This window comes from Streptomyces sp. NPDC050636 (assembly GCF_040654775.1).
In the GTDB taxonomy this organism is placed as follows: Bacteria; Actinomycetota; Actinomycetes; order Streptomycetales; family Streptomycetaceae; genus Streptomyces.
Map to the genome: position 1 here is coordinate 1 of NZ_JBFAIP010000102.1, position 20,952 is coordinate 20,952.

Here is a 20,952-nt window from a genome sequence, read left to right on the forward strand (position 1 = left end):
TTGCCGACGTATGCCTTCCAGCACCAGCGCTACTGGCTGGAAGCAGCAGCCACGTCCGCGCCCCTGGTGGGTGGCGACGGTGCGAGTACGGCGGCTGAGGCGCAGTTCTGGGCTGCCGTCGAAGGCGGCGACCTGGCGCATATCGCCGAAGTTCTGGAAATAGAGGACCAGCAGCACCTGGCTGAGGTACTGGAGGCTATGACGTCGTGGCGGCGACGGGAGCGGAACCGCTCCGCGACCGCGGACTGGCGATACCAGGTGACATGGGCACCCGTCGCGGAACCCGATCCCGGTGTGCTGACCGGCAGTTGGCTGGTGATGGCTGGACAGGCCGACGACGACCTGACGCAGGGATGCGTACAAGCGCTGGCCGCCCGCGGAGCGGACGTGGCGGTCGTCGAGTTTCGGGCCGGCGCTGTGGACCGGGGCGAGATGGCGGCCCTCATCGGCCAGGCCCTGCAGGACACAGAGGCAGTGGCGGGTGTGGTGTCGTTGCTGGCACTGGACGAGACGCCCGTGCCCGAGTATCCGGTGGTTGCCCAGGGACTGGCCGCGACGCTGGCTCTGGTGCAGGCGCTGGGCGACGCGGAGGTGGACGCACCGCTGTGGGTGACCACGTGCGGAGCGACAGCCACCGGAGCTGGTGAGGCGCTGACCAACCCGGTGCAGACGCAGGTGTGGGGCTTCGGCCGCGTCGTCGGCCTGGAACACCCCGACCGCTGGGGCGGGTTGATCGACCTGCCCGCCGTATTCGACGAGCGTGCGGGTGCGCGCCTCGCGGCGGTGGTGGCCGGCTGCGGTGAGGACCAGGTCGCGATCCGCCCGGCCGGGATCCTGGGCCGCAGGCTGACCCACGCCCCGCATCCTCGCGAGAACTCCGAGCGCTGGGTGCCGCGCGGGAGCGTTCTGGTCACCGGTGGCACCGGCGCGATCGGCGGGCATGTGGCGCGGTGGCTGGCCGGCCGCGGCACTCAGCGGTTGGTCCTGACCAGCCGCTCCGGCCCTGCCGCCGCCGGGGTTGCCACGGCGGTCGCCGAGCTGGCCGCGCAGGGCACCCGCGTGGACGTAGTGGCGTGCGACGCGAGTGACCGGTCCGACCTGGCCGGGCTGGTGGCCTGGATGGGGACGAGTGGGCCCGCGCTGTCCGCGGTGATGCACACGGCGGGCGTCGTGCAGGCCACCACGGTGGAGGAGACCGATCTGGCCGAAACGGCCGTGGTGCTGGCGGCCAAGGCCGCGGGTGCCGTTCATCTGGACGAGCTGACCAGGGACATGGACCTGGACGCGTTCGTGCTCTTCTCGTCGATCTCGGCGACGTGGGGCAGTGGTCTCCAGCCTGCCTACGCCGCGGCCAACACCTTCTTGGACGGGCTGGCCGAGTACCGCAGGGCGCAGGGGCTGCCCGCGACCTCCGTGGCGTGGGGCTCGTGGGGCGGCGGTGGGATGACCGACGAAGAAGGCGCCGCGCAGGGGCTGCGCCGAGGGCTGCTGGTCATGGAGTCGGACCAGGCTGTTCAGGCGCTGGCCCAAGTCCTGGACAGCGGCGAAGGACTGGTGACGGTCGCGGCCGTGGACTGGGCACGGTTCGCCCCGCCGTTCACCCTGCGGCGGCCCAGCCCGCTGATCGAGGGCTTGCCCGAGGTCCGGCAGGCACTGGACGACGCCGACGAGGACGCGGCCGGGAGCGGCGCGGCCGTCGGCTCGGACGCGGGCGCGTCCTTGAAGCAGCGGCTGGCAGGCCTGTCGCGCGCCGAGCAGAACCGGACGCTGGTCAACCTGGTCCAGACGAAGGCGGCCGAGGTCCTTGACTATCCGTCGGCCGAGGCGGTCGAGGCCGGTCGCGCCTTCAGCGACCTGGGCTTCGACTCGCTGACCTCGGTCGAGCTGCGCAACCGGCTGAGCACCGCAACCGGCCTGAAGCTGCCCGCCACCCTGCTGTTCGACGCCCCTACACCCACGGCCGCCGCCGAGTTCCTCCTGGCGGAATTGGCGGGCGTCCCCGACGGCGCTCAGACCGTGCCGGTCGCGGCGGCGGCCAGCGACGAGCCTCTGGCGATCGTCGGCATGAGCTGTCGGTACCCGGGCGGCGTGACGAGCCCGGAAGAGCTGTGGAACCTGGTGGCTGCCGGAACCGACGCCATCTCTGTTCTGCCGGAGGACCGGGGCTGGGTCATCGAGGACCGGACCGGCATCGAAGGGGGAGAGTCCGGCGAACCCGTCCGGGCCGGTGGCTTCGTCTACGACGCGACCGGGTTCGACGCGGGGTTCTTCGGGATCAGTCCGCGCGAGGCCGTGTCCATGGACCCGCAGCAGCGGCTGCTGCTTGAGGTGGCCTGGGAGGCGTTGGAGCGGGCGGGAATGGACCCCGCGTCGCTGCGCGGTTCCGCGACCGGCGTGTTCGCGGGCGCGTCCGCATCGGGATACGGCTGGAGCACCGGCCTCAAGGGCGAGCTGGACGGGCACCTCGTCACGGGGATCTCGACCAGTGTGGTGTCCGGCCGGGTGGCCTATGTCATGGGTCTTGAGGGCCCGGCGGTGACGGTGGACACGGCGTGTTCGTCGTCGCTGGTGGCGCTGCACCTGGCCTGCCAGGCGGTGCGGTCGGGTGAGTGCACGCTGGCCCTGGCGGGCGGCGTCATGGTGGCGGCCAACCCGCTCCTGTTCGACCAGTTCAGCCGGCAGATGGGGCTGGCGCCGGACGGACGGTGCAAGCCGTTCTCGGCGGCGGCCGACGGTATGGGCCTGGGCGAGGGCGCGGGCATGCTGGTGGTGGAGCGGCTGTCCGACGCGCAGCGCAACGGACACAAGGTGCTGGCGGTGGTGCGCGGCAGCGCGACCAACCAGGACGGTGCGTCCAACGGTCTGACCGCCCCGAACGGCCCCTCGCAACAGCGGGTGATCCGGGCGGCGTTGGCAAACGCCGGGGTGCGCGCGGACGAGATCGACGTGGTGGAGGCGCACGGCACGGGCACCCCGCTGGGCGACCCGATCGAGGCACAGGCGCTCCTTGCGACGTACGGCCAGGAGCGCGCCGAGGACCGGCCGTTGTGGCTCGGGTCCGTGAAGTCGAACATCGGGCACACGCAGGCGGCCGCCGGTGTGGCCGGTGTGATCAAGATGGTGCTCGCCCTGCAGAACGGGGAGTTGCCCGCGACACTGCACGCGGAAGAGCGCTCGCCGCACGTGGACTGGGCGTCCGGTGATGTGCAGTTGCTGACCGAGACGCTGCCGTGGTCGGCCGACGGCCGGGTGCGTCGGGCCGGAGTGTCCTCCTTCGGGATGAGCGGCACCAACGCGCACGTCATCGTCGAGGAAGCTCCGGCCGCCGAGGTCCGCGAGCCCGAGGACGACGGTGAGAGCGCCCCTGCGCTGCTTGAGGCGGACGGCTTGGCGGCGTGGGTGGTGTCGGGCCGGTCGGCGAAGGGGCTGGCCGGGCAGGCGGGTCGGTTGCGCGAGTGGGTGTCGAAGCGGCCGGAGTTGGAGCCGGTGGATGTGGCGTGGTCGTTGGCGGCGGCGCGGTCGGTGTTCGAGCACCGGGCCGTGGTTCTGGGCGGTGACCGTGCGGAGTTCGTGACGGGCCTTGAGGGTCTGGCTGCGGGCGCGTCTTCGGGGTCGGTGGTGTCGGGGGTTGCGCGTTCGGGTGCCCGGACGGTGTTTGTGTTCGCCGGTCAGGGGACGCAGTGGCTGGGCATGGGCCGTGAACTCGCTGAATCCAGCCCGGTGTTCGCGGCGCGTCTTGCGGAGTGTGAGGCGGCGCTGGCGCCGTTCGTGGACTGGTCCCTCGCCGATGTGTTGACGGGTGTGGAGGGTGCGCCTGGGTTGGAGGCTGCGGATGTGGTGCAGCCGGTGTTGTGGGCGGTGATGGTGTCGCTGGCGGCGGTGTGGGAGGCGGCGGGTGTCGCGCCGGATGCGGTTGTCGGTCATTCGCAGGGTGAGATCGCCGCTGCGACGGTCGCCGGGATGCTCAGCCTGGAGGACGGTGCCCGAGTCGTTGCGGTGCGTTCTCGTGCGTTGTCGGGTCTGTCGGTTGAGGGCTCGATGGTGTCGGTGGTGATGCCTTCGCAGGCGGTGCGGGAGTTGGCGGACGGGTGGGGTGGGCGGTTGTCGGTGGCTGCGGTGAATGGTCCGGCGTCTGTGGTGGTGTCGGGTGAGCCGGGGGCGTTGGCGGAGTTCGAGCGGGAGTTGGCGTCGCGGCATGTGCTGCGTTGGCGTATCCCGGAGACGGATTTTGTGGCGCATTCGCCTGCGGTGGAGCCGTTGGCGGTGGTGCTGGAGAAGGAGCTTGCCGGAATCACGCCGCAGGCTGGTCGGCTACCGATGGTGTCCACGGTTACGGGTGAGTGGGTGACCGGTACTGAGGTGGATGCCGCGTACTGGTACGCGAATCTGCGGCAGATGGTGCGCTTCGAAGAGGCCGTACGGGTTCTGCTCGGTGGGGGCTATGGGTCGTTCGTGGAGGTGTCGCCGCATCCGGTGCTGACCGCGTCGGTGGCGGAGACCGCCGAGGACGCGGGTACCGCCGACGTACTGGCCGTGGGCACGCTGGAGCGGGACAACGGCGGCGCGATCCGTCTGCTCACCTCACTCGCACAGGCTTATGTCGGCGGGCTGCGGGTGGACTGGACGACGGTCCTGCCGGCCGGAGACCGGGTCGACCTGCCGACGTACGCCTTCCAGCACCAGCCGTACTGGCTGGAGTCGACAGCGCCCGCGCTCCCGGCGGGTGGGGACGGTGCGAGTACGGCGGCTGAGGCGCAGTTCTGGGCTGCCGTCGAAGGTGGTGACCTGGCTGGGATCGCGGACACCCTCGCCATCGGGGACCAGAAGCAACTCAGTGCGGTACTACCTGCGTTGGCGTCCTGGCGGCGCCGCGAGCAGGACCGGTCGGTGACCGCGAACTGGCGCTACCGCGTGACCTGGGCGCCGGTCGCCGCGCCCGACGCGGGCATGCTGTCCGGAACCTGGCTGGTCGTCGCGCCCGCCGGACCGGCCGCCGCCGACCTGACGCAGGGATGTGTGGCGGTGCTGACCGCCCGCGGGGCCGAGGCGGTGGTCATGGAGACCACGGCGACGGCCGACCGGAAGCGGATGGTTGAGCAGATCCGCACGGAGCTGCCGGAAGCCGGGTTCGCCGGTGTCGTGTCGCTGCTGGCGCTGGACGAGACGCCCGTGCCGGACCATCCGGTGGTGACCGGAGGACTGGCCGCGACGCTGACCCTGGTGCAGGCGCTGGGTGCGGCGGAAGTGGGCGCCCCCTTGTGGGTGGCCACGTCCGGTGCGGTGGCCGCCGGATCGGGCCAGGGACCGGCCAACCCTGTGCAGTCGCAGGTGTGGGGTCTGGGACGGGTCGTGGGCCTGGAACACCCGGACCGCTGGGGCGGGTTGATCGACCTGCCCGCCGTCATCGACGAAACGGCCGAAGCGCGGCTGGCCGCCGTACTGGCCGGGTGCGGTGAGGACCAGGTCGCGATCCGCTCGGCCGGGATCCTGGGCCGGCGGCTGACCAGGGCCTCCCACCCCCGAACGCTCGGTCAGGACTGGACGCCGCGTGGAAGCGCTCTGGTGACCGGTGGCACCGGCGCGATCGGCGGGCATGTGGCGCGGTGGCTGGCCGGTCGCGGTGCTCAGCGGTTGGTGCTGACCAGCCGGTCCGGGCCCGGTGCGGCCGATGTGGCGGCGCTGGCGGCCGAGTTGGCGACGGCCGGGTCCCGGGTGGACGTCGTGGCCTGCGACGCGAGCGACCGGGCGGATCTGGCCAGAGTGATCGACTGGACTGCGGCGGACGGGCCTTCGCTGTCCGCCGTGATGCACACCGCGGGCGTCGGACAGGCCACCACGGTGCGGGATGCGGATCTGGCCGAAACGGCCGAGGTGCTGGCGGCCAAGGCCGCGGGCGCCGTTCATCTGGACGAGCTGACCAGGGACATGGACCTGGACGCCTTCGTGCTCTTCTCGTCGATCTCGGCGACGTGGGGCAGCAGCGTCCAGCCCGCCTACGGCGCGGCCAACACCTTCCTGGACGGGCTGGCCGAGCAGCGCAGGGCGCAGGGGCTGCCCGCGACCTCGGTGGCCTGGGGCCCGTGGGGCGGCGGCGGAATGACCGACGAGGACACCGCCGCGTGGATGACGCGGGGCGGTCTGTACGCCATGGAGTCGGACCACGCCGTCCAGGCGCTGGCCCAAATCCTGGACGGTGGCGAGGGACTGGTGACGGTCGCGGACGTGGACTGGGCGCGGTTCGCCCCGACGTTCACGCTGCGGCGGCCCAGCCCGCTGATCGAGAGCCTGCCCGAGGTCCGGCAGGCACTGGACGACGCCGGGGCGGACGCAGCCGTCGACTCGGACGAGGGCGCGTCCTTCAAGCAGCAACTGGTGGGCCTGTCGCGCGCCGAGCAGAACCGGATGCTGGTCAAGCTGGTCCAGAGCAAGGCTGCCGCGGTGCTCGAATACGCGTCGGCCGAGGCGGTCGAGGCCACTCGCGCCTTCAGCGACCTGGGCTTCGACTCGCTGACCTCGGTCGAGCTGCGCAACCGGCTGAGCACCGCAACCGGCCTGAAGCTGCCCGCCACTTTGCTGTTCGACTGCCCCACCCCGATCGCGCTGGCCGAATATCTCTGGAACGAGGAGTTCCAGGACGGGCCGGCTCAGGGGTCTCTGATCGAGGAGGTCGACCGGCTCGGGTCGCTTCTGACCGGGGCGACGCCGGACGAGAAGACATATCAATTGATCACCGATCGCCTGCAGGGGCTGCTTTCCCAGTGGAGCGAGGCCGGTGCTCCTTCGGAGCGTCGGGCGGTCGCGGAGAAGATCGGATCCGCAACGGACGACGAGATATTCGAGTTCATTCACAAGGAACTCGGCAGGTAAGTAGTTCTCCGGAATTGCGGACAGCAAGCTTGCATTTCAAAGACTGGAATGGTGAGATCCGATGGCAGACGAAGAGACTCTCCGCGATTACCTCAAATGGGCAACGACGAACCTGCACGACACCCGTCAGCGCCTGCGTGAGGTTGAGGAACGCAGCCACGAGCCGATTGCGATCGTGGGAATTGGCTGCCGTTACCCCAGAGATGTCCAGGCCCCGGAGGATTTCTGGAAGCTGCTGGCCGCCGGAGGAGACGGGGTCGCCGGTTTTCCGGCCGACAGGGGCTGGGACCTCGACGAACTGTGCGGACAGGACCCGGACGGCACTTCGCGTGTGCGCGAGGCCGGATTCCTAGAGGACGCGAGTGGATTCGACGCGGGATTCTTCGGGATCAGTCCGCGTGAGGCCGTGGCGATGGACCCGCAGCAGCGGTTGCTCCTTGAAGTGTGCTGGGAGGCGTTGGAGCGGGCGGGCATCGATCCGATGTCGCTGCGCGGTTCGCTGACAGGGGTGTTCGCCGGCGCGTCGCTGTCCGGCTATGGATTCGGCGCGGACGAGGACCTGGACGTCCACCTGATGACCGGGACCTCGACCAGTGTCATCTCCGGTCGGGTGTCGTATTCGTTGGGCCTGGAGGGTCCGGCGGTGACGGTGGACACGGCGTGTTCGTCGTCACTGGTGGCACTGCACATGGCCTGCCAGGCGATCCGGTCCGGAGAGTGCTCGCTGGCGCTGGCCGGCGGGGTCACGGTGACCGCCATCCCGATCATGTTCACTCAGTTCTCCCGGCAGCTCGGCCTTGCCCAGGACGGTCGGTGCAAGGCGTTCTCGGCGGCGGCCGATGGCATGGGCATCTCCGAGGGCGCGGGGATGGTGGTGGTGGAACGGCTGTCGGACGCCCGGCGGTTGGGGCATCCGGTGCTGGCGGTGGTGCGTGGGTCCGCGCTGAATCAGGACGGTGCGTCGAACGGGCTGGCCGCGCCGAACGGCCCGTCGCAGCAGCGGGTGATCCGGGCGGCGCTGGCCAGTTCCCGGCTGTCGACGGCCGATGTCGATGTGGTGGAGGCGCACGGTACGGGGACCACCTTGGGTGACCCGATCGAGGCGCAGGCGCTGATCGCCACCTACGGCCAGGACCGTCCCGAGGACCGTCCGGTGTGGCTCGGCTCGGTGAAGTCCAACATCGGGCACACCCAGGCGGCGGCCGGCATCGCGGGTGTGATCAAGATGGTCCTCGCGCTGCAGAACCAGCAGATGCCGCAGACGTTGCATGCGCAGGAGGCCTCGCCGCACATCGACTGGTCGGCCGGTGACGTACGGCTGCTGACCGAGTCCAAGCCGTGGCCCATTGGGGAGAGGGTGCGCCGTGGCGGGGTGTCCTCGTTCGGCGTCAGCGGCACCAACGCGCACATCATCATCGAGGAAGCCCCGGCCGAGGTCGGTGAGTCCGAGGACGGTGTCCGTGGGGATGGTGAGTCCGAGGACGGCGTCACCGGCGTCACCGGGGCCGCTGCGGCGGACGCCGTGGAAGCGGCACCGGTGGTGTCGGGGGCTGCGGCATGGGTGGTGTCGGGGCGTTCGGCGGAGGGGCTGGTCGCGCAGGCGGGCCGGTTGCGGGAGTGGGTGGCGACACGGCCTGGGCTGAACCCGGCTGACGTGGCGTGGTCGTTGGCGGCGACGCGGTCGGTGTTCGAGCACCGGGCCGTGGTGATGGGCACGGATCGTGGCGAGTTGGTCAGCGGCCTGGCGCAGCTGGCCGACGGCCTGCCGGGGAGTTCGGCCGTCTCGGGTGTGGCACATTCCAGCGCCCGATCGGTGTTCGTCTTCCCCGGTCAGGGCTCGCAGTGGCTGGGCATGGGCCAGGAACTGGCAGCCTGCAGCCCGGTGTTCGCTGCCCGCCTGGCCGAGTGCGAGCAGGCACTCGCACCGTACGTCGACTGGTCACTCGTCGATGTGCTGGCCGGGGCTGAGGGCGCGCCCGCGATGGAGGCCGCGGATGTGGTGCAGCCGGTGCTGTGGGCGGTGATGGTGTCACTGGCGGCGGTGTGGGAGGCCGCGGGTGTGACCCCCGACGCGGTGGTGGGTCACTCGCAGGGCGAGATCGCTGCCGCGACGGTCGCGGGCATGCTCAGCTTGGCGGACGGCGCGAAGGTGGTGGCGCTGCGCTCGCAGGCGCTGCGGGCGATCACCGGCGCCGGGGGAATGCTGTCGGTGACCGAGCCGGCCGCACGGGTGGAGAAGCGGCTGGAACGCTGGCAGGGACGGCTGTCCCTGGCCGTCGTCAACGGCCCCTCGGCGGTGGTGGTTTCCGGCGATGTGGACGCACTGCGCGAGCTCCAGCAGGAGCTGCAGTCCGAGGGCCTGCGCGAGCGCATGGTCGCGGTGGACTACGCCTCGCACAGCGCGCAGGTGGAGCAACTGGAGCAAGGGATCACCTCCCTGCTCGCCGAGGTCGCACCGCGGGCGGGCCGGATACCGATGCTCTCGGCCGTCACCGGTGAGGTCCTGAGCGGTGAGGAACTGGATGCCGCGTACTGGTACGGCAGCCTGCGCGCCCCGGTGCTCTTCGAGCGGGCGGTACGCACGCTGGCGGGCACGGGCCACCGGGTGTTCATCGAGGTCTCCCCGCACCCCGTACTGATCGCTCCGATGACCGACACCCTGGAGGAAGCCGCGGCCGACACGGGTCCTGGCGCGCAGGCCGGGGTGGTCTGCAGCACTCTGCGACGGGACGACGGCGGGGCGATGCGACTGGTCACGTCGCTGGCCGAGGCGTTCGTGGCCGGTGTGGCCGTCGACTGGGCCGCGGTCCTGCCCACCGCGGACCGAGTGGAGCTGCCCACGTACGCCTTCCGCCATGAGCGGTACTGGCCGAAGGGGATGCTGGCCCTGCCGGGCGCGGCATCGTCGGCGGGCGGGGACCCGGCGTCGCTGGGGCTGGGCGCGGTGGGGCATCCGCTGCTGCGTGCGGTGGTGGAACTGGGCGGCGGTGCGGGGCTGGTGTGCACCGGGCGGCTGTCGCTCCGTTCGCAGCCGTGGCTGGCCGACCACGCGGTCGGCGGTGTGGTGCTGCTGCCGGGGACCGGATTTGTGGAGTTGGTGGTGAGCGCCGGCCATCAGGTGGGGTGCTCACTGCTGGAGGAGCTGACGCTGCAGGCGCCGCTGGTGCTGCCCTCGGACGGCGGCGGCGTGCAGGTCCAGGTTGTGGTGGCCGGAGCCGACGACGAGGGACGGCGGGAGGTGGACGTCTTCTCCCGTCCCGACAAGCCCGACGAGGAACACGAGTGGGTCAAGCACGCGGGCGCCGTGCTGGCCCCCGCCCAGACGGCCGTACAAGCGGAGCAGGACCTCATCGTCTGGCCGCCGCGCGAGGCCACCGCGCTGGACATCACGGACCTGTACACGGTGCACCTGGCCGACATATACGGCCCGGCGTTCCAGGGGCTGCGGTCGGTCTGGCTGCGTGGCGAGGACATCTTCGCCGAGGTGGTACTGCCCGAGGAAGTGGCGGACGACGCGGGCTCGTTCGGGCTGCACCCGGTGCTGCTGGACTCGGCGCTGCTCGCGGGCGTCGTGGCGGACGCCGCGGACGCGGACGCGGCCGACGAGGGTGAGCCGGGCCAGATACGGATGCCGTTCGCGTGGACGGACGTGGAGGTGCACGCAACCGGTGCGTCGGTCCTGCGGGCCCGCCTGCGCCGTGACGGACAGGGCAACTTGACGCTGAAGGCCGCGGACGCCACGGGCCGGCCCGTGGTGACGGTGGCATCGCTGGTCACCCGCCCGGTGTCGCCGGACCAGCTGCAGACGAGCGACGACTGGGTCGGCGACGCGCTGTTCACCGTGGAATGGACTCAACTGTCCCAGAGCGCACCCTCGGACGGGCAGTGGGCGCTGATCGGCACCGACCGCTTCGCCGTCGCCGACCAGCTGAACGCCGCCGGGGTACCCATACAGACCTACGCCGACGTCACCGAGATCGCCGCCGCCACCAGCGCAGGAGACATCACTCCCCGAGCGGTGATCGTGTGCGTGGGCGCCGACGAGACCGACGCCGACTCCGCGCCCGGGACGGCTCGGCGGGTTGCCGGTGAGGCGCTGGAGGTGGTGCAGGAGTGGCTGAGCCAGGAGCAGTTGGAGTCGGCGCAGCTGGTCGTGGTCACCCGTGGTGGCGTGGCCGTGCAGGCCGACGAGGGTGTGGCGGACCTGGCGGCGGGCGCGGTGTGGGGCCTGCTGCGCTCGGCGCAGGTGGAGAACCCCGGACGGCTGATCCTCGCTGACCTGCCCCCGGCCGGCAGCGACGGAAAGCCGGCGCTGCTGTCCTCGGTCCTCGCCGGCGGCGAACCGGAAGTGGCCATCCGCGACCAGCACGCCTACGGCAGGCGGTTGATCCGTCCGGCGGGCGAACTGGTGGTGTCCGACGGGGCGGAGGAGCCGTCGGGGCCGCAGCACGGAGCGGGCCCGCGGTCGGTGCTGCTGACCGGCGGTACGGGAACGCTCGGCGGGGTCGTGGCCAAGCATCTGGTGGCCACCGGACGGGCCGGCGGCGTGCTGCTGGTCAGCCGCTCGGGCCCGAACGCCGCAGGTGTGGCCGCGCTGGCCGCCGAAGTGGCATCGCTCGGGGCATGGGTCCGCGTGATCTCGTGCGACGCGGCCGACCGGGACGCGCTGGCCGGGGTACTGGCAGGCATCCCGTCCGACTGCCCGCTGGGATCCGTCTTCCACGCCGCGGGCATCATCGACGACGGACTGATCGACTCGCTGACCGCGGAGCGGGTCGCCGCGGTGATGCGTCCGAAGGTGGACGCGGCCTGGCACCTGCACGAGCTGACCCAGGACATGGGCCTGGACCACTTCGTGCTGTTCTCCTCGGTGGCGGCGGCGTTCGGCGGCCCCGGTCAAGGCAACTACGCGGCGGCCAACGCGTACCTGGACGCGCTGGCGGGGCATCGCCGGGCGGCCGGGCTCGCGGCGACATCGCTGGCATGGGGCCCGTGGATGCCCGAGGCAGGCATCGGCCGGGACCTGGACGAGCTGATGCTCCGACGGATGACCGGATCGGGACTCGCGGCACTGAGCGAGAGCGAAGGCCTGCTCCTGCTGGACCTGATCCTGGAGCGTGACGAGGCCATCCTGGTCCCGACCCGCCTCGACAAGACCGCGTTGCGGGCAGTGGCGGCCGCCACGGGCATCCCGGCACTGTGGCAGGTGCTGGCCGATGACTTCATCCCCCGCCGAACGGCCGTCACCTCCGCTGCCGGCGGTGCCGGTGCCGCGGAGGTGCTGCGACAGCAGCTGGCCGCGCTGCCGGGTGCGGAACGCGACCGGGTGCTGCTGGACCTGGTCCGCACCCACGCGGCCGCGGTACTCGGACACGCCTCGGGGGACGCGATCGAGGCGGGCCGGCCGTTCACCGACCTGGGATTCGACTCGCTGATCGCCGTCGAGTTCCGTAACCGCATGAATCCGGCGACCGGACTGCGACTGCCGGCCACGCTGGTCTTCGACTACCCCAGCCCCGTGGCGCTGGCCGGATTGCTGCGGGAGCAGCTGGCCGGCGACCTCTCCGACGTCGCGGAGCCCACCACCACCCCGCCGACGGCGGCGCCGGTGGCGGACGACCCGATCGCGATCGTGGGGATGGCGTGCCGCTTCCCCGGCGGTACGGCCAGCCCGGACGAGCTGTGGCAGCTGCTGGCCACGGGCAAGGACGCGATGTCGACCTTCCCCACCGACCGTGGCTGGGACATCGAGGCCCTGTACGACCCGGACATGGAGAACGTGGGCACCTCCTACACGCAGGTGGGCGGGTTCCTCCAGGACGCCAGCGCGTTCGATGCGGGCTTCTTCGGCATCAGCCCTCGTGAAGCTCTCGCCATGGACCCGCAGCAGCGCCTCCTGCTCGAAGTGAGCTGGGAGGCCTTCGAGCGGGCCGGGATCGACCCGGCGAGTCTGCGGGGCAGCCAGACCGGCGCGTTCGTCGGCGGATACGGCTCCTCGTACCTGGCGATCAGCATGGAGGACGAGGCGGAGCTGGAGAGCCTCGGAGCGCACCTGATGACCGGGAACGCGGCCAGTGTGCTGTCGGGCCGGGTCTCGTACGCGCTGGGCCTGGAGGGCCCGGCGGTGACCGTGGACACGGCGTGCTCCTCGTCCCTGGTGGCCCTGCACCTGGCTTGCCAGGCGCTGCGCTCGGGCGAGTGCTCACTCGCGCTGGCCGGCGGTGTCACGGTCATGGCGAGCCCCGACGGGTTCCTGGCGTTCTCCCACGCCCGTGGGCTGGCGGCAGACGGACGGTCCAAGGCGTTCTCTGATGCGGCCGATGGCATGGGTATGGCCGAGGGCGCGGGCATGCTCGTGGTCGAGCGGCTGTCGGACGCCCGGCGCAACGGTCACCCGGTCCTGGCCGTGGTGCGCGGTTCGGCGATCAACCAGGACGGCGCGTCCAATGGTCTGACGGCGCCCAACGGCCCGTCCCAGCAGCGGGTGATCCGGGCCGCGCTGGCCAGCGCCCAGCTGTCGGCCAGTGACGTGGATGTGGTGGAGGCGCACGGTACGGGCACCACGCTGGGCGACCCGATCGAGGCGCAGGCGCTGCTGGCCACGTACGGCCAGGGGCGGTCCGAACAGGGGCCGTTGTGGCTGGGGTCGATCAAGTCGAACATCGGTCACACGCAGGCGGCGGCCGGTGTCGCGGGCCTGATGAAGATGGTCCTCGCCCTGCAGCACCAGCAGATTCCCCAGACGCTGTACGCGGACGAGCCGTCCTCGCACGTCGACTGGGCGGCCGGCGACATCAAGCTGTTGAACGAGCAGGTGCCGTGGCCTTCCGACGGGCGGGTGCGCCGTGCCGGTGTGTCGGCGTTCGGCATCAGCGGCACCAACGTGCACGTCATCGTGGAGGAGGCCCCCGAGCCCCCCGAGGCCGAAGACGAGGCTCCCGCCGAGGACGAGGGGAGCGGTGCGCCCGAAACCCCAGCGGTCGTGGAGACCGGTGAGGTCGGTGCGTGGCTGGTGTCGGGGCGGTCGGCCGAGGGGCTGACGGCTCAGGCGGGCCGCCTGCGTGAGTGGATGGTGGCCCGGCCGGAGCTGGAACTGGCGGATGTGGGCTGGTCGTTGGCCGTGGCGCGGTCGGTGTTCGAGCACCGGGCGGTTGTGGTGGGTGGTGACCACAGCGAGCTGGTGGCCGGTCTGCAGAGCCTGGCGGGCGGAGTGCCTGCGGGTTCGGTGGTGTCGGGGGTTGCCCGGCCGGGTGCGCGGGTGGTGTTCGCCTTTGCGGGTCAGGGGTCGCAGTGGGTCGGTATGGGCCGGGAGTTGGCGGAGTCCAGCCCGGTGTTCGCGGCGCGGCTGGCCGAGTGTGAGCGGGCGCTGGAACCGTTTGTGGAGTGGGCGCTGAGTGACGTCCTCGCGGGTGTGGAGGGTGCGCCTGCGTTGGAGGCTGCGGATGTGGTGCAGCCGGCGTTGTGGGCGGTGATGGTGTCGTTGGCGGCGGTGTGGGAGGCCGCGGGAGTGACCCCCGACGCGGTTGTCGGTCACTCACAGGGCGAGATTGCTGCGGCGACGGTGGCGGGGATGCTGTCGCTTGAGGACGGCGCGCGGGTGGTGGCATTGCGCTCACAATCCCTCAAGGCTCTGGCCGGTGCGGGCGGGATGCTCTCGGTGAGCCAGTCCGCGGCGGCAGTCGAGGAGCGTCTCCCGCGTTGGGGCGAGCGCCTGTCGCTGGCGGCGGTGAACGGACCGTCTGCAGTGGTGGTTTCGGGTGAGCCCGAGGCGCTGGAAGAGCTGAAGGCGGAGCTGGAGGCCGAGGGTGTCCGGGCCCGGATGGTGGCCGTGGATTACGCCTCGCACTCCGCGCAGGTGGAGCGGCTGGAGCAGGAGATCACGTCGGCACTGGCCGGTGTGGCGCCCCGTCGGGGCCGGGTGCCGATGGTGTCGGCGATGACGGGCGAGACCCTGTCCGGCGAGGAGCTGGACGCCGCGTACTGGTACAGCAGCCTGCGGGCGCCGGTGCACTACGACCGGGCGGTGCGCGTGCTGGCCGGGACGGGGCACCAGGTGTTCGTCGAAGTCACCCCGCACCCGGTGCTGTTGGGCGCGATGAACGACACCCTCGAAGAGGTGGTCCTGGAGGCCGGACCGGGTGCGGTTCCGGGTGCCGTGTGCGGGACGCTGCGGCGGGATGACGGTGGTGTGGCGCGGCTGCTCACGTCGCTGGCCGAGGCGTTCGTGCAGGGCGCGACGGTGGACTGGAGCGTGGTGCTCCCGGCGGGCGAGCCGGTGGAGTTGCCGACGTACGCCTTCCGCCACCAGCGGTACTGGCCGGAGGGTGTTCTGGCGCTGCCCACGGCCGGATCGTCCGTGGGCGGGGATGGTGCGAGTACGGCGGCGGAGTCGCAGTTCTGGGCGGCGGTCGAGGGCGGGGACCTGACCCAGCTCGCCGACACGTTGGCGGTGGACGGCGGCCGCCCGTTCAGTGAGGTGCTGCCGGCGTTGGCGTCGTGGCGGCGCCGTGAGCTGGACCGCTCGGTGACCGCGAACTGGCGGTACCGGGTGAGCTGGGCGCCCATCGCCGAACCTGACTCCCGTGTGCTGTCCGGGACTTGGCTGCTTGTGGCTCCCGCTGAGCTGGGGGAGGACGACGCGGCACGGCAGTGTGCGGCCGCGCTGGCCGCCCGTGGGGCCGAGGTCGTTGAGGTCGAGGTCCCGGTCGGGGTCGTGGACCGGGACGGTGTGGCCGCACTGCTCGGTGAGGCGCTGGAGGGTGCGGAGTCCCGCGGGGTCGCGGGTGTGTTGTCGCTGCTGGCGCTGGATGAGGCGCCGGTGCCGGAGCACCCGGTGGTGGCCGGGGGTCTGGCCGCGACGCTGGGTCTCGTACAGGCGTTGGGTGATGCCGGAGTTGTCGCGCCGCTGTGGCTGGCCACTCGTGGCGCGGTGGCGGCCGGGCCGGGTGAGGCGCTGGCTCGTCCGGTGCAGGCGCAGGTGTGGGGTCTGGGACGGGTCGTCGGTCTGGAACACCCGGAACGTTGGGGTGGTTTGGTCGATCTGCCTGCTGTGGTCGATGAGCGTGCGGGTGCACGGCTCGTGGCGGTGCTGGCCGGGTGTGGTGAGGACCAGGTCGCGATCCGGTCGGCCGGGATTCTGGGCCGGCGTCTGACGCGGGTGCCCCAGTCCCGTGGTTCCGGGGTGAGCTGGGCGCCGCGCGGCACTGTGCTGATCACAGGTGGTACGGGTGCGATCGCGGGCCATGTGGCCAGGTGGCTGACCGGGCGCGGGGCGCCGCGGCTGGTGCTGACGAGCCGTTCCGGTCCTGCCGCTCCCGGTGTCGCGGCTCTGGTCGCCGAGCTGGCGGCTCTCGGCACGCGCGTGGACGTGGTGGCGTGCGATGTGAGTGACCGGTCGGCTGTGGCTGGGCTGGTGGCGTGGACGGGGGCGAGTGGTCCTGCGCTGTCTTCGGTGATGCACACGGCCGCCGTGCTGGACGATGGTGTCGTGGACCGGCTGTCGGTGTCGCGTCTGGAGACGGTGCTGGCTGCGAAGGCGGCGAGTGCGGTGTATCTGGACGAGGCGACCGCGGATCTGGATCTGGACGCGTTCGTGCTGTTCTCGTCGGCGGCGTCGACGTTGGGTGGTCCGGGTCAGGGCAACTACGCGGCGGCGAACGCCTTCCTGGACGCGGTCGCCGAGAACCGGCGGGCCCGCGGCCTGGCCGGCCTCGCGGTCGCCTGGGGACTGTGGGGCGGCGGCGGACTCGCGGAGTCCAACGAGGCGATTCGGACACGCATGCAGCGAGCCCCCATGCCTGCCATGGATCCGCAGCTGGCCGTACGGGCGTTGGGCGAGTCGCTGGACGGCCCCGACGCCGTCGTCACCGTGATGGACGTCGACTGGGAGCAGATGGGCTCGGCGCCGGGCACGGCGGACGTGCACGAGATGCCGCTGGTGCGCGACCTTCCCGAGATCCGCCGGCTTGCCGCCGCGCGCATGGGCGCGGGCGCCAACGGCGCGGCGCGCAGTGATGGCGAACTGGCCCGACGCCTCGCCGGGATGGGCCGGGCCGAACAGGACCGGGTGCTCACCGATGTGGTGCGGGCGGAGGCCGCCGCGGTCCTGGGCCACTCCTCGGTGGACATGGTGCAGGCCAGGCAGGCGTTCAAGGATCTGGGCTTCGACTCGCTGACCGCGGTCGAGCTGCGCAACCAGCTGAACGCGGCGACGAGGCTGCGGCTGCCTGCCACGTTGGTGTTCGACTATCCCACTCCGGTTGCTCTGGCCGAGTTCTTGCGGGGTGAACTGACTGGGGTGGAGGCGGTGGCCGGTGCGCCGGTGGCTGCTGTGTCGGCTATGGCGGCTGTGTCGGCTGTGGCTGTGGATGAGCCGTTGGCGATTGTGGGTATGGCGTGTCGTTTTCCGGGTGGTGCGGGCAGTCCTGAGGAGTTCTGGGAGTTGCTGGCTTCGGGTGGTGATGCGGTGGGTGGGTTCCCGACCGACCGTGGTTGGGACCTGGAGGGGTTCTACGACCCGGATCGGGAGAGTGAGGGGACCTCGTATACCCAGTCGGGTGCGTTCCTGCGGGACGCGGCGGAGTTCGATGCCGGGTTCTTCGGGATCAGCCCGCGCGAGGCGCTGGCCATGGACCCCCAGCAGCGACTGCTCCTGCAGACGTCGTGGGAAGCGCTGGAGCGCTCCGGCATCGACCCGCAGTCGCTGCGCGGCAGCGCGACCGGAGTGTTCGCGGGCGGCTTCGGTTCGGGATACGCCATCGGTATGGCGCTGACGGGCCAGGACGGTGCCGGTGTCGAGGGGCACCTGATGACCGGCAACTCGACCAGTGTGCTGTCCGGCCGCATCTCCTACGTGCTGGGTCTGGAGGGGCCGGCGGTGACGGTGGACACGGCGTGCTCGTCGTCCCTGGTGGCGCTGCACCTCGCCGTCCAGGCAGTGCGTTCGGGCGAGTGCTCGCTGGCGCTCGCCGGTGGCGTCACGGTCATGGCGACACCGTTCTCCTTTGTGGAGTTCTCGCGGCAGCAGGGACTGTCGGTGGACGGGCGGTGCCGCGCGTTCTCCGAGGACGCGAACGGCACCGGCTGGGCCGAGGGCGCGGGCATGCTCGTCGTGGAGCGGCTCTCCGACGCGGAGCGGCTCGGACACAAGGTCCTGGCCGTGGTGCGCGGGTCGGCGATCAACCAGGACGGTGCGTCCAACGGCCTTTCGGCGCCCAATGGTCCCTCGCAGCAGCGGGTGATCCGGGCGGCGCTGGCCAGTGGCCGTCTGTCTGCTGCTGATGTGGATGTGGTGGAGGCGCACGGCACGGGTACGACGCTGGGTGACCCGATCGAGGCGCAGGCGCTGCTCGCCACGTACGGCCAAGAGCGCGCAGGTGACCGGCCGTTGTGGCTCGGCTCGGTGAAGTCGAACATCGGGCACACGCAGGCGGCGGCCGGCGTCGCGGGCGTCATCAAGATGGTGCTCGCCCTGCAGAACGAGAAGATTCCGCAGACGCTGCACGCGGACGAGCCGTCGTCGCACGTGGACTGGTCGGCGGGTGAGGTGCGGCTGCTGGCCGATTCGGTGCCGTGGCCCGCTGGGGAGCGTCCGCGCCGTGCGGGTGTGTCGGCGTTCGGGATCAGCGGCACCAACGCGCACGTCATTGTGGAAGAGGCTCCTGCTCCCGAGTTTGCCGAGGCCGAGGACGAGGTTCGCGCTGGGGACGAGGGGAGTGGCGCGGCCGGAACCGCGGTGGTCGTGGAGACCGGTGAGGTTGGTGCGTGGGTGGTGTCGGGTCGGTCTGCGGCCGGGTTGGTGGCGCAGGCGGGCCGGTTGCGTGAATGGGTCGTGACACGGCCCGAGTTGGCGCCGGCGGATGTGGGCTGGTCCCTGGCGACGACGCGTTCGGCGTTCGAGCACCGGGCGGTGGTTCTGGGCGGTGACCGCGGCGAGATGGTGGCCGGTCTGGAGAGCCTGGCTGCTGGTGTGTCGGCGGGTTCGGTGGTGTCCGGTGTGGCCCGGTCGGATGTACGGGTCGGCTTGGTCTTCGCGGGTCAGGGTTCGCAGTGGTTGGGCATGGGTCGCGGTCTGTATGAGGGCAGTCCGGTGTTCGCCGAGACGTTTGATCGGGTGTGCGGACTCCTGGAGCTGGAGTTGGGAGCATCTGTCCGTGATTCCGTACGCGATGTCGTCCTGGGAGCGGACGGTGTCGATGAGGGTCTGACGGATCAGACGTTGTATGCGCAGGCGGGTTTGTTTGCGTTCGAGGTGGCTTTGGCTGCGGTGTTGAAGGCGGCCGGTGTGGTCGCGGATGCCGTGGTGGGTCATTCCGTGGGTGAGGTGGCGGCTGCGTATGTGGCCGGGGTGCTGTCGCTGTCGGATGCGTGTCGGTTGGTGGTGGCGCGTGCGCGGTTGATGCAGGAGTTGCCGAGCGGTGGGGCGATGGCGGCGATCAACGCTCCCGAGGCCGACGTGCTCGCTGGTCTGGCGGAGCTGCCCGGGGTGTCGATCGCGGCGGTCAATGGCCCGGAGTCCGTGGTGGTTTCGGGTGACGAGGCTGCGGTGGACCGGGTGGTGGAGGAGTGGCGTGAGCGGGGCTGTCGGGTGCGGCGGCTGCGCGTGTCGCATGCGTTCCACTCTGCGGCGATGGACCCGGTCCTTGATGAACTCGGGGTCGTAGCAGGTGAGTTGGAGTACCGGCGCCCCGAGTTGCTGTGGGCGGGTGCGTTGACCGGTGACGTGCTGACCGAGTGCGATGGTGGCTACTGGCCTGGGCAGACGCGGCAGGCGGTGCGGTTCGCCGATGCGGTGGCTGCTCTCGCGGAGCAGGGTGTGTCGGTGTTCATCGAGGTGGGCCCCGACGGCTCGCTGTCGGCGCTTGGCCCGGATGCAGTGGCCGGTATCGGCAGCGATGAGGGCGTCTTCGTACCGCTGCAGCGTCGTGACGACCAGGGTGTGACCGGGCTGGTCAACGGCCTGGCGCGGGCCTTCGTCAACGGTGCCGCCGTGGACTGGTCGAAGGTGCTCCCGGTCGGCGAGCGGGTGGAGCTGCCGACGTATGCCTTCCGGAGCGAGCGGTTCTGGCCGGAGGGGGTCCTGGCGATGCCCAAGACCGGGGCGTCCGTGGGCGGGGACGGTACGAGTACGGCGGCGGAGGCGCAGTTCTGGGCCGCCGTCGAGGGCGGAGACCTGGCCCGGATCGCGGACACGCTCGCCCTTGAGGACCAGAAGCAGCTCAGCGATGTGCTGCCCGCGCTGGCGTCCTGGCGGCGCCGTGAGCTGGACCGGTCGCTGACCGCGAACTGGCGGTACCGGGCGATCTGGTCGCCCATCGCCGAGCCCGACCCTCGTGTGCTGTCCGGGACTTGGCTGATCGTGACCCCCGCTGGACTGGGCGAGGACGATGCGGCCCAGCAGTGCGGGGTGGCGCTTAGTGCCCGTGGGGCCGAGGTCGTCGTGGCTGAGGTGCCGGCCGGAGTCGTGGACCGCGCGGATGTGGCGGCCGTACTGGGTTCGGCGTTGGAGAGCGCGGGCGTGGAGCCTGCCGGCGTGTCCGGTGTCCTGTCGCTGCTGGCATTGGACGAGGCGCCGGTGCCGGAGCACCCGGTGGTGGCCGGGGGACTGGCCGCGACGCTGGGCCTCGTACAGGCCCTTGGTGATGTCCGTGTGGCCGCGGTGCTGTGGCTGGCCACCCGTGGTGCGGTGGCCGCCGGACCGGGTGAGGTGCTCGTCAGTCCGGTACAGGCCCAGGTGTGGGGTCTGGGCCGAGTGGTCGGTCTGGAACACCCGGACCGTTGGGGCGGGTTGATCGATCTGCCTGCTGTGGTCGATGAGCGTGCGGGTGCACGGCTTGTGGCGGTGCTGGCCGGGTGCGGTGAGGACCAGGTCGCGATCAGGGCGGCCGGGGTGCTCGGCCGGCGACTGGCTCGTGCCTCGCAGCCTCGCGGTGAAGTGCACTGGGCGCCGCGTGGCAGTGTGCTGATCACGGGCGGTACGGGTGCGATCGCAGGCCATGTGTCGCGGTGGCTGGCCGGACGCGGTGCGCCGCGCCTGGTACTCACCAGTCGTTCCGGGCCCGGCGCGGAGGGTGCGGCAGCGTTGGC

General features: G+C 71.5%; 2 protein-coding genes and 2 pseudogenes. All 4 read left to right on the plus strand.

Annotation, left to right across the window (positions count from 1 at the left end; translation table 11 throughout):
• Positions 1 to 66 precede the first annotated feature (66 nt).
• Positions 67 to 219: pseudogene (locus AB0I10_RS35170) on the plus strand (hypothetical protein); the annotation flags it as partial.
• 39 nt (positions 220 to 258) lie between these two features.
• Complete coding sequence (locus AB0I10_RS35175) at positions 259 to 6,867, plus strand: type I polyketide synthase (protein ID WP_363156780.1); 6,609 nt, start codon at positions 259 to 261, stop codon at positions 6,865 to 6,867.
• A 61-nt stretch (positions 6,868 to 6,928) separates the two neighbouring features.
• Positions 6,929 to 17,158: pseudogene (locus AB0I10_RS35180) on the plus strand (type I polyketide synthase); the annotation flags it as partial.
• A 99-nt stretch (positions 17,159 to 17,257) separates the two neighbouring features.
• Positions 17,258 to 20,952: type I polyketide synthase (locus tag AB0I10_RS35185; RefSeq protein WP_363156781.1), on the plus strand; the 3,695-nt coding region annotated here is incomplete at its 3' end.